The 11690-nt window shown below is 65.8% G+C and carries 8 protein-coding genes and 1 tRNA gene; 2 read left to right on the forward strand and 7 right to left on the reverse strand.

All coding sequences use genetic code 11. The features are described 5' to 3' along the window. The first annotated feature begins 84 nt into the window (after positions 1–84). A complete protein-coding gene (locus AB0N05_RS00800; protein WP_364685619.1) occupies positions 85–951 on the forward strand; it encodes an oxygenase MpaB family protein in 867 nt (288 codons plus the stop codon). On the opposite strand, the gene AB0N05_RS00805 is transcribed toward AB0N05_RS00800, so the two are convergent. The 7 genes from AB0N05_RS00805 to AB0N05_RS00835 all read right to left on the reverse strand — a co-directional run bounded on the left by AB0N05_RS00805 (position 948) and on the right by AB0N05_RS00835 (position 9778). After that, positions 948–1895, reverse strand: coding sequence for a proline dehydrogenase family protein (locus AB0N05_RS00805; protein ID WP_364685622.1), 948 nt, complete (start codon positions 1893–1895; stop codon positions 948–950). The two genes, AB0N05_RS00800 and AB0N05_RS00805, sit on opposite strands and share 4 nt — an antisense overlap. Further along, the gene (pruA, locus tag AB0N05_RS00810) at positions 1895–3529 is read right to left on the reverse strand and encodes an L-glutamate gamma-semialdehyde dehydrogenase (RefSeq protein WP_364685625.1); all 1635 of its coding nucleotides are present in this window, start codon (positions 3527–3529) and stop codon (positions 1895–1897) included. Before pruA ends, AB0N05_RS00805 begins: the two co-directional genes overlap by 1 nt. Positions 3530–3583: 54 nt before the next feature. After that, positions 3584–5245 carry a GMC oxidoreductase gene (locus AB0N05_RS00815; protein ID WP_364685628.1) on the reverse strand — a complete coding sequence of 554 codons (1662 nt, stop codon included), beginning with the start codon at positions 5243–5245 and terminating at the stop codon, positions 3584–3586. Positions 5246–5439: 194 nt separating this feature from the next. Beyond that, positions 5440–5513 (reverse strand) — tRNA-Asp (locus AB0N05_RS00820). A 72-nt stretch (positions 5514–5585) separates the two neighbouring features. Beyond that, a complete protein-coding gene (dapC, locus tag AB0N05_RS00825; RefSeq protein ID WP_364685631.1) occupies positions 5586–6692 on the reverse strand; it encodes a succinyldiaminopimelate transaminase in 1107 nt (368 codons plus the stop codon). 7 nt (positions 6693–6699) lie between these two features. Beyond that, positions 6700–7023 carry a ferredoxin gene (gene fdxA, locus AB0N05_RS00830; RefSeq protein ID WP_364685634.1) on the reverse strand — a complete coding sequence of 108 codons (324 nt, stop codon included), beginning with the start codon at positions 7021–7023 and terminating at the stop codon, positions 6700–6702. 151 nt (positions 7024–7174) lie between these two features. Further along, the gene (locus AB0N05_RS00835; protein ID WP_364685637.1) at positions 7175–9778 is read right to left on the reverse strand and encodes a bifunctional FO biosynthesis protein CofGH; all 2604 of its coding nucleotides are present in this window, start codon (positions 9776–9778) and stop codon (positions 7175–7177) included. A 322-nt stretch (positions 9779–10100) separates the two neighbouring features. On the opposite strand from AB0N05_RS00835, the gene AB0N05_RS00840 reads away from it, so the two are divergent. After that, positions 10101–11582, forward strand: coding sequence for a hypothetical protein (locus AB0N05_RS00840; RefSeq protein WP_364685640.1), 1482 nt, complete (start codon positions 10101–10103; stop codon positions 11580–11582). The last annotated feature ends 108 nt before the right edge of the window (positions 11583–11690 follow it).

Genomic DNA, 11690 nt, shown 5'->3' on the forward strand with positions numbered 1-11690 from the left:
GCACCCCTCGATGAGAAGGTGAGAAGCGAACTTTCTCACATTCTCCTCATTGGCGAGGAGTGACTACGAGGAGCCGTGTCGACGATGACCGCACCCCTGCGCAAGTCCGATGAGTACCAGCCGGTCGAATACGCCGAGCTGACCCCGGAAGCCGTCCGCGAGTACCTCGACGGCCCCGCCGCATTCCTCGGCGGCGCGGCCAATGTGATCATGCAGCTCTCCCACCCGCCCGTCGGCTACGGCGTACTGGAGAGTGACGTCGACAGCGGCAAGGTCACCCTGCACCCGATCAAGCGGCTGCGCACCACCCTCACGTACCTGGCGGTCGCCTGGATGGGTAGCGAGGACGAGCGCGCGGACTACCGCGAAGCCGTCAACCGCTCACATCGCAGCGTGCGCTCCAAGCCGGACAGCCCGGTCAAGTACAACGCCTTCGACCCGAAGTTGCAGCTGTGGGTGGCCTGCTGCCTGTACTGGGGTTTCGACGACATGTACCTGCGCATGCACGGATCCATGGATCCCGAAACCGCCGAAGCCTTCTACCAGTACAGCGCGCGTCTGGGCACCACCTTGCAGATGCGCGAGGAGATGTGGCCCGCCACCCGCGACGAGTTCTACGCGTACTGGGAGGAGAACCTCCCCAATCGCACCATCGACGACCGGACCCGCGAGTACTTCAACAACCTCGCTGACCTGAAGATGATGCCGAAGCCCGTCCAGTTCGTCTTCGCCCGGCTGAATCGCTTCTTCGTCACCGCTCTGCTCCCGCAGCACCTTCGCGAGGAAATGCGCATGACCTGGACCGCCCGCGACGAGCGCAACTTCGGACGGTTCCTGAAGACCTTCTCGGCCGTGTGGACCCGCATGCCCACGGTGATCCGCGTGTTCCCCTTCAACTTCTATCTGACGGACATGCGAATCCGCCGCCGCCTGGGCGTCTCGCTGGTCTAGCCACGTTCGGCCAGGGCGCGCAGGAAGAAGCCGAGGTTGGCGGGGCGTTCGGCGAGGCGGCGCATGAGGTAGCCGTACCACTGGCCGCCGTAGGGGACGTAGACGCGCAGGGCGTGGCCGTCGTCGACGAGGTGGCGTTGTTCGGCGTCGCGTATCCCGTAGAGCATCTGGAATTCGAAATCGCCGGGGCTGCGCCGGTTTTCGGCGGAGAGGGCGAGGGCGGCCTCGATCATGGCCGGATCGTGGGAAGCCACCATCGGGTAGCCCGGGCCGCGCATGAGGACGTCGAGGCAGCGCAGGTAGGACGCGTCCACATCGGCATTGCGCTGGTAGGCAACATTCTCGGGCTCTTGATATGCGCCCTTGCACAGGCGGATTCGAGCGGAGTCCGCGGTGAGGTCACGACAGCGGTCCTCGGCGGCGCGCAGATACGTCTGCACCGCCACTGCCAGCCAAGGGAATTCGTGCCGCAGCTGCCGCACGGTCTCCAGGGTCTCGTCGGTGGTGGTGTGGTCCTCGGCATCGACGGTGACCCAGACCCGCGATTCGACCGCCTTGACGCACAGCTTGTGCAGGTTCTCCGTGGCAATGGCCGGACCGTCCGGCCCCAGTGCCTGGCCGAGCGCGGACAGCTTCACCGAGACTTCCACGTTCGGCACCTCACCCAGCGAGTCCCCAAGTGCCGCGAGGTCGTCGATGAGTGAAACATATTCCGCGACGGCCGCATTCGCCATGGCCTGTTCGGTGGTGTACTCGCCGAGGAAGTCGACGCTGATCATCCGGCCGCTGGCCAGTAGCTCGCGCACCACCGGGACGAGTTCGTCCCGCGTCTCCCCCGCCACGAACCGCCGCACCACCCCGGCGGTGACCGGGATGCGCGTGACCGCCTTCTTCATGCGCGTCGATCCGGCCGCGGCGAGGATCGCCGGACGCAATGGGTTCATCACGCCTCCATGTGCGGGTATCGGTAATCGGTGGGGGGAATGAAGGTTTCCTTCAGCGTGCGCGGGGCGACCCAGCGCAGCAGGTTGAGTGGTGAGCCCGCCTTGTCGTCGGTGCCGGAGGCGCGGGCCCCGCCGAAGGGTTGCTGGCCGACGACCGCGCCGGTGGGTTTGTCATTGATATAGAAGTTGCCCGCGGCGAATCGCAGTGCGGCCTCGGCATGTTCGACGGCTTGGCGGTCGCGGGCGAAGATCGCGCCGGTGAGGGCATAGGGCGAGGTCGATTCGACGGTGGCGAGGACATCGGCGTAGCCGCCCGGGGCATCGTCGTCGTACACATGCACGGACAGGATGGGGCCGAAGTACTCGGTAGCGAAGGACTCGTCGCCCGGATCGTCGCTGAGCAGCACGGTGGGCCGGACAAAATAGCCCTCGGAGTCGTCGCAGGTGCCGCCCGCCGCGATGGTGAGCCCCTTGCTGCGGGCCCGGTCGATGGCGGCGGCGTTCTTGTCGTAGGCGCGCCGATCGATCACCGCCCCACCGAAATTCGACAGATCGGCGACATCACCGTAGGTGAGTTCCTCGACCTCGGCGAGGAACGCGTCTCCCATCTCGCGCCACACCGATTTCGCGATGTAGGCGCGGGAGGCCGCCGAGCATTTCTGTCCCTGATACTCATAGGCTCCGCGAATCAGCGCGGTGCGCAGCGAATCCGGGTCGGCGGAGGCGTGCGCGACAATGAAGTCCTTGCCGCCGGTCTCCCCCACCAGGCGCGGATAGCTGTGGTAGCGGGCAATATTCGCGCCGACGGTCTGCCACAGATATTGGAAGGTACGGGTAGATCCTGTGAAATGGATCCCCTCCAGCCGTGGATCCGCCAGCACGACCTCGGAGAGCTGGATTCCGTCCCCGGTGACCATATTGATCACCCCGGGCGGCAGTCCCGCCTCCTCCAGCAGTTTCATGGTGTAGTACGCCGAAAGCGTCTGTGTCGGAGATGGTTTCCACACCACGGTATTGCCCATCAAGGCCGGTGCGGTGGGCAGGTTTCCGGCAATGGCGGTGAAGTTGAACGGCGTGATGGCGTACACGAACCCTTCCAGGGGCCGGTAGTCCATCCGATTCCATACGCCCGCCGAGGATTCCGGCTGCTGCTGCAGGATCTGCCGCGCGAAGGCGACATTGAATCGCCAGAAGTCGACCAGTTCGCAGGGTGCGTCGATCTCGGCCTGCTGCACCGTTTTCGACTGTCCGAGCATGGTGGCGGCGGCGATGGTTTCCCGCCAGGGCCCGGCGAGTAGATCGGCCGCCCGCAGCAGGACGGCCGCGCGTTCGTCGAACGGCGTGCGCCGCCAGCCCGGGGCGGCGGCGACCGCGGCCTGTACGGCCGATCGGGCTTCGTCGTGAGTGGTATCGGTATAGGTCCCCAGTACGTGCCGGTGCCGGTGCGGCATGACGATCTCGGCGCGTTCCCCGGTCCCGGGCTGATGCTCGCCGCCGATGACCAGCGGCACGTCCAGGGTTTCGGCGGAGAGTTCGGCGAGTCTGCCCGACAGCAGTGCGCGTTCGCGGCTACCCGGCGCGTAGGTGTGCACCGGTTCATTGCCAGGAATGGGGACAACCGTGACAGCGTCCATATCCAAGGCTATCGCGCGAACCCGTCCCGCAGCCGGGACAGACACGCCCGCGGGCTAAGTCAGATCATTGGCCACGATGTTCTCGATATTGCGTTCGGCCAGTGCGGTGATGGTGACGAACGGGTTCACGGTGGTGAGGCCGGGAATCAGCGATCCGTCGATCACGTACAGGCCCGGGTAGGAGGTGAGCCGCCCGTAGTTGTCGGTGGACTGGTTGATCACGCAGCCGCCGAGCGGGTGGTAGGCGAAGTCGTCGCCCCAGGTCTTGGTGGGTCCGAACAGGTCGGTGCGGTAGATGGTGACTTCCTTGGTATTGATCTTGTCGAAGATCCGTTTGGCCGCATCGATGCTGGGCTGGTTCCAGGAGGTCTGCCAATTCAGGTCCACGCCGCCGGTGCCGGAGTTGTAGGTGAAGGTGCCGCGATTCGGGTTCTTGGTAATGGCCAGGTAGAGGCTGGCGAAGGTTTCGATACCGGCCGGGAAGGGCGATACCTCGGCGAAGGCGGGCCCGCCACTGTCGGCCCAGTTGTCGATGCCGAGGACCGGAATACAGGATTGCAGCGAGCCGGTGGCGTCCCAGGCCTGGTTCTGCCGGGCCACCATGACATTGCCGTTATTGCCCCAGCCGGTGCCCACCGAGTTGGGCAGATTCGGCAGTTTCCCAGTGGCCTTCAGCGTCACCAGCAGTTTGCTGGTGCCGATGCTGCCCGCCGCGAAGAACACCTTCTGCGCCACAACGGTTTTGGTGCCCACGGTCGCGCCGGAGGTGTCGATCTGGTTCATCACCACCTTGTAGCCGCCGTCGGTCGGCGAGACCTCGGTGACCACGTGCTGCGGCGTGATGCTCACCTTGCCGGTGGCGGTGGCCGCAGCCAGGTAGGTCTTGTCCAGGGACTTCTTACCGGCATTATTGCCGTAGATGACCTCGGCATTGAGTGCCGAGCGGGTAGCGGTGTCGGCCTGCTCCTGTTTCATGTAATTGAAGTCGTACACATTCGGCACGAAGGTCCACGAGAACCCGGACCGCTCAGCCTGTTTGCGGCCGACGCGCGCGAACTGGTAGCAGTCGGCGGTCTCGAACCAGGTCTTGTCGATGGTGTTGACGCCGAGCGCGGCATTGGCGCGCGGGTAGTAGGTGGAGTACATCTCGCCCGCGTCCACCGAGGGCAGGATGCTCGCGAAGTTCTCCTGTTTCGGTGTCACGGCCATGCCGCCATTGACCAGCGAGCCGCCGCCGACGCCGCGCCCCTGGTAGACGCGAATCCCGCTGAACTGCTCGGAATCCAGGACGCCGGTGTACTTGGGGATGGTCTTGTTGTAATCCCCGCCCATGAAGTGGTTGACCGGTTGATCGGTCTTGGTGCGCAGCCAGAAGGACCGGCCGTCCGGTTTGAGCATGTTGCAGAAGACTTTTCCGTCGGAGCCGGGCGAGGTCCAGGACATGCCCTTCTCGACAATGGCGACCTGCTGCCCGGCCTGGGCCAGTCGCAGTGCGGCCACCGCGCCGCCGTAGCCGCTGCCGATGACGAGCACCTGCACCTTGTCGCCATCGGCGAGGGTCGCGGTCTGGGCCCGTGCCACCCCCGGCCGGGCTAGTGCCGTCGCCCCCAATATGACACCTGTTGCAGCTAGGAACCCCCGCCGGCTGACACCGCTGCCGTACTGGCTGTAACCGGGGTTTTCATAAACGAATCCACGCACTGAAAGGCTCCTCATCGAGACTGCAATGAGAACCTGTTATAGATCTAGTGAAGTAAACGCGTGTCACTTTTCCACAAACTACAGATCCGGCCTGGCGCGTCGCCATTGGCGTGTCGAGCGCACGCTGGCATGTCGGGGAAACGCTGGTACGTCGGGAAAACAAAAGAGCGGCACCGGAAAACCGGTGCCGCTCTTTGTCGAAACTCTTGCGACCCTGACGGGACTCGAACCCGCGACCTCCGCCGTGACAGGGCGGCGCGCTAACCAACTGCGCTACAGGGCCTTGTGTTTTGCTGCCGGAATACCGCTTTGGCAACGTCGAAGACGGTATCATGCCGCCCCGGACAACCGTAAATCAGCTGGTCAGGCGCTCAGCCGCGGTCGCGATGCGTTCGTCGGTGGCCGTGAGCGCAATGCGCACATGCTGATTGCCGCGCGGTCCGTAGAACTCGCCCGGGGCCGCCAGGATGCCACGCTCGGCCAGCCAGTCCAAGGTGACCCGGCAGGGCTCGCCACGGGTCGACCACAGGTACAGTCCGGCCGCGGAGTCGTCGATCCGGAACCCGGCGTGCTCCAAGGCCTTTCGCAGCACCTCGCGACGGGCCCGGTAGCGCTCACGCTGTTGCGCCTCGTGGGTGTCGTCGCCGAGGGCCGCGGTCATGGCGGCCTGGATCGGGTAGGGCAGCATCATGCCGGAGTGCTTGCGCACCTCCAGCAGCTCGGCCACCAGCGCGGGATCTCCGGTGACGAATCCGGCGCGGTAACTCGCCAGATTCGAAGTCTTGGACAGGGAGTGGATGGCCAGCAGGCCGGTGTGATCGCCCTCGCTGACCTCCGGATCGAGCACCGAGACGGCCCGGCCCTCCCAGGGCAGGCCCAGGTAGCACTCGTCGGAGGCGACGATCGCGCCGCGCTCGCGGGCGAATTCCACGACCTTGCGCAGATGTTCGACGCCGAGCACCTTGCCGGTCGGATTGGACGGCGAGTTCAAGAAGATCAGCGCGGGCTTCTCCGGCCCCAGCTGGGTCAGCCCGTCCGCGCGCAGGATCCGCGTACCGGCCAGCAGCCCGCCCACCTCGTAGGTCGGGTACGCCACCTCCGGAATCACCACCAGGTCATCCGCGCCGAGACCGAGTAGTCGCGGCAGACCCGCGATCAGCTCCTTGGTGCCGATCACGGGCAGCACGGCGGACGGGTCCACCCCCGTGATGCCGAAGCGCCGCTTGAGCGCCGCGACAACGGCTTCGCGTAGTTCGGGGGTGCCGTGCGTGGTCGGGTACCCGGGAACCGCCGCTACCGACGAAAGTGCTTCCTGGATCAGCGGATCCACCGGATCGACGGGTGTGCCGACCGAGAGGTCGACAAGGCCGCCCGGATGCGAAGCGGCCTTCGCCTTCACGGAAGCGATGGTGTCCCAGGGGAAATCGGGTAGCAGGCTGCTGACCCGAACACGCGCAGTCAAGGACTACCTACTCGGCGGCCATCGGCGGCAGAGCGGCGATGAACGGCGGGTCGAAATCGACCTTGCCGACCTTGGTGGCGCCGCCGGGCGAACCCAGATCGTCGAAGAATTCGACATTGGCGTTGACGTAGCCGCTCCACTGATCCGGGGTGTCGTCTTCGTAGAAGATGGCCTCCACCGGGCAGACCGGCTCACATGCACCACAGTCCACGCACTCGTCCGGTTGGATGTACAGCATGCGTCCACCCTCGTAGATGCAGTCCACGGGGCATTCCTCGATGCACGCCTTGTCCTTCACGTCAACGCACGGTTCAGCGATGATGTACGGCACTGCCGCTCTCCTAGTCTGTCCTCACATGCGGGATGCTCCGCCCCGCGAAACAGTATCCCGGCGCGTTCACATTACTACTGGCCAGCCTGCCCTAACTTCAGAGCCGGTTCGCCGCCGCTACGCTGCGGATGTTCTCAACCCCTGGCGGGGATTATCCCAAAGCGAGCGAACCGACCGGTGCGCGATGCGGCGGCACACCATAGGTGGTGGTGCGCTGCCGGACCGGACGGCCGATGCCCTCCGCGATCTCGGTGAGTTCGGCGACGGTCTTGGCGGAGCCGTGTTCGGAACCGGCCATGCGGGAAATCGTTTCCTCCATGAGGGTTCCGCCCAGGTCATTGGCTCCACCGTTCAGCATCAATTGGGTGCCCTTGATGCCGAGTTTCACCCAGCTGGTCTGAATATTGTCGATGCGCCCATGCAACATGATGCGCGCCAGCGCGTGCGCGGCGCGATTGTCGCGAATGGTCGGACCGGGGCGCGAGGCTCCCGCCAGGTAGAGCGGAGCGCTCTGGTGCACGAACGGGAGCAGCACGAACTCGGTGAAACCACCTGTCTCGTCCTGGATTCCGCGCAGCACGTTCAGGTGGCCGACCCAATGCTTGGGGTTGTCCACATGGCCGTACATCATGGTCGAGCTGGAGCGTATGCCCAGCTTGTGGGCGGTGGAGATGACATCGATCCAGGCCGAGGTGGGCAGTTTGCCCTTGGTGAGCACCCAGCGCACCTCATCGTCGAGGATTTCGGCGGCGGTGCCCGGAATGGTGTCGAGGCCCGCCTCCTTCAGCGCCGACAGCCAGTCGTGAATGCTCTGGCCACCGCGTGAAGCACCATTGACGACTTCCATGGGGCTGAACGCGTGCACATGCATGTCCGGTACGCGCGCCTTGATGGCACGCACCAGGTCGGCGTAACCAGTGACCGGCAGTTCGGGATCGATACCGCCCTGCATGCAGATCTCGGTCGCGCCCTCGACCCAGGCCTCCCAGGCGCGGTCGCCGACCTCGCTCGCGCTGAGCGTGAACGCGTCGGCGTCACCCTTGCGCTGGGCGAACGCGCAGAAGCGGCAGCCGGTGTAGCAGATATTGGTGAAGTTGATATTCCGGTTGACGATGTAGGTGACGTCGTCGCCATTGGTGTCGCGGCGCAGCTGATCGGCCAGGGCGGTAATGGCTTCCAGGGCCGGGCCGTCCGCGGTGGCGAGGGCGAGGTACTGGTCGTCGCTGAGCCCGGCCGGATCCTTCTCGGCGGCGCGCAGGGCGGCCATGACATCGGCGTCGAAGCGTTCGGGGGCCGCGGCGGCGAGCTCGTGCACCTGCTCGCGAATGCTCTCCCAGTCGCCGAACGCGCCGAGGGATTCATCGGCGAGCCCGGAATCACTGCGGGAGTCGGTATTTCGGCCGTCGATATCGATGGCGGTATTGAGATCGATGCGGCCGACCGACTCCCAATCGTGGTCCGGCTCCTGCCACGGCAGGCCCGCCGGATTCACATTGCGCGCCAGGCCGGTCTTCGGATCCGCCAGGGCCGCAACATGCTTCGATACGCGGGGGTCGATCCAGGGGTGACCCGCCAGCACGTACTTCGGATGTGCGGTGAGACGTTCGGTGAGGACGAAACCGGCTTCCTTGGTGACCTGAGCCAGGACCTCCAGGTTCGGCCAGGGCCGTTCGGGATTCACGTGATCCGGGGTCAGCGGTGACACCCCGCCCCAGTCGTCGATACCGGCGGAAATGAGGGCGCGGCACTCGTCGAGCGAAACCAGGTTGGGCGGGGCCTGAATTCGCATCTTCGGGCCGAGCAACAGGCGGGTGACGGCGATGGTGGCGCGGAATTCCTCGAGGTCCGCGTCCGGGGTATTGCGCATGGCGGTGTCGTGCTTGGCCAGGAAGTTCTGCACGATCACTTCTTGCACGTGCCCGAAGGCCTTGTGCGCCTTGCGGATCGCCATAATGGATTCGGCGCGCTCGATGAGGTTCTCGCCGATGCCGACCAGAATGCCGGTGGTGAACGGCACCGACAGGCGTCCCGCATCGGTGAGCGCGCGCAGGCGCACCGCCGGATCCTTGTCGGGGCTGCCGTAGTGCGCCTGGCCGGGTTCGGTGAACAGGCGGGTGGAGGTGGTCTCCAGCATCATGCCCATGGAGGGCGCGACCGGCTTGAGGCGGGACATCTCCTCCCACGTCATCACACCCGGATTCAGGTGCGGCAGCAGGCCGGTCTCCTCGAGCACGCGAATGGACATGGCGCGCAGATAGTCCAGGGTGGAGTCGTAGCCGCGCTCGTCGAGCCACTGCCGGGCCTCGGGCCAGCGCTCCTCCGGGCGGTCACCGAGGGTGAAAAGCGCTTCCTTGCAACCCAATTCGGCGCCCTTGCGGGCGATCTCCAGGATCTCGTCGGGCTCGAGGTACATGCCTCTGCCCTCGGCGCGCAGCTTGCCGGGCACGGTCACGAAGGTGCAGTAGTGACACTTGTCCCGGCACAGGTGGGTGAGCGGGATGAAGACCTTGCGGGAGTACGTGATCGGCAGGTCGTCACCGAATCCGGCCTCGCGCAGCCCGGCATCGCGCACCCGCGCGGCCGAGGCGGACAGATCCTCCAGGTCGGTGCCGCGCGCATGCAGCAGCACCACCGCTTCGTCGACATTGAGCGTCGCCCCATCGCGGGCCCGGCGCAGCGCGCGGCGCATGGCCGAACTACTGGGCGGGATCGGAGGCAGGCTCGGGTTCGATAGATCCGTCACGTCCTCGATCATGCGCCATCCATCCGACTGATCCGACTCGGGTGCCATAAGGCGGGACAACCCGGCGTTGCGACAGGCTATTCCGCCGCGGACACGGAAACCATCCTCCCGCATCGCGAGGAGCCGTGCTTGTCGAACCTGTGCTCGTTGAAGCTGTGCTTGTCGAAGCTGTGCCTGTTGAAAGAACCGCGACGCTCGAAACTCTTGCGAGCGATCGGGCACTCTTCTACGGTGGACCGACCATGCGAGTAATCGCATTGGTCGATACGAATATTCGTATCACAGTTCTCTAGAGAATTACCGCGCTTCGAAGATCCACCGATCGGGGATATCCGTGCTCGCACGACTGAGCCGCACCACGGCCGCCACCGCCGCATTCGGCGCGACACTGCTGCTGACCCTCGCCACCAGCACCGCGTCCGCGGCGTTCGGCCCACTCCCGCCCGCCAACCCATACCTGGGCCCGCTGGGCACCGCGACCATGCACGGCGACGCGGAATCCTCCGACAGCACGCCCCTCGCCGGACCCGGCACCGGGGATATCAAGGCCGACTTCCATGAGGAGGCCGCGGCCTGCCCGACCATCCTGCAAGGCGCGGACGGCTTCCCGCAGGCGCTCTGCACCAAGATCACCGATCGCGCGCCGGAAGTACTGCTGCTCGACCCGAACACCGGGAACACCCTGGCCTCCCTGGATCTCACCAAGGGCAGCCTGCTCGGCGGCGTCTACGCCTACCTCGACGAGCAGGACCGGATGGTCACCGTCGACGGCAGCGGAAACCTGCTGCGCATCGGGCACACTCGCGACGGCGGCTCCTGGAAACTCTCAATCACCTCGAAAACCGATGTGTCCCAAGCGGTCACCGGGCACTGCGGCGGGGTTGACTGCGACGCGGTCAGCTCGGTCATGGCCGACTTCGGCGGACGCGTCTGGTTCGCCACCGACAATGCGGCCGCGGGCTTCGTCGACCCGGCCACCGGCACCGCACATTCCATCGTCCTGGCTCCCGGCGAGACCGTGGCCAATAGCATCTCGACCGCACCCGAGGGCGTCGCCGTGGCCACCTCGCACGCGCTGTACCTGCTCAAAGTGGATGGCGGCGGCAATCCGTACGTCGTGTGGCGGCAGGCTTACGATCGCGGACCTGCCCGCAAACCCGGCCAGCTGAGCTGGGGCACCGGCGCGACCCCTACCTTCTTCGGACCCGGCAGCGGCACCGAATATCTCGCCATCACCGATAATGCGGCGACCAAGGAAAACCTGCTGGTCTTCAACACCACCACCGGCAGCTCGGTCTGCTCGGTGCCTGCCATCGACGGCACCGAGAACTCCCCCATCGGCTCCGGCAACAGCCTCTTCGTGGCCAGCACCTACGGCTATCCGTACCCGCAGCTCCCCGCGAATGCCGGTCCCAGCCAACCCGCCAGCGCCTCCTTCACCGGCGGCATGACCCGCATCGACGTCACCGGCTCCGGGTGCACCGTGGTGTGGACCAATACGGTTCCCTCCGCCGCGGTCCCCCGCCTCTCGGTGGCCGACGGCAAGATCTACACGGTCACCCGGCGCGGCATCCTGTCTCTCGGCAGCGCCGAACTGCCCAGCGGCAGTTCGAGCGGAAGCGCCAGTGGCAGCGCGGGAGTCACCGACAAGTACCAATTCGCCGTGATCGACGCCGCCACCGGCAAGCTCGACAGCGAACACTTCATGGGCGCGACCACAATTCACGACACTCTCCAGATGGTCGGCACCATCGCCCCCGGCAGAGTCCAATACCAAGGCACCCTCAGCGGCCTCTTCCGAATCACCCCGCGCTAGTAATCGGCGAGGGAGCACTGGTGGCGGGGAGGGGGAATACGTGCCCCATACCCCCCCCAGTTAAGCCAAAAGCGGCGGCGGCGGAAAAAGGAGACGGCGGCGGGTGTA

The sequence above is a fragment of the Nocardia sp. NPDC051030 genome (assembly GCF_040683015.1).
Classification (GTDB): domain Bacteria; phylum Actinomycetota; class Actinomycetes; order Mycobacteriales; family Mycobacteriaceae; genus Nocardia.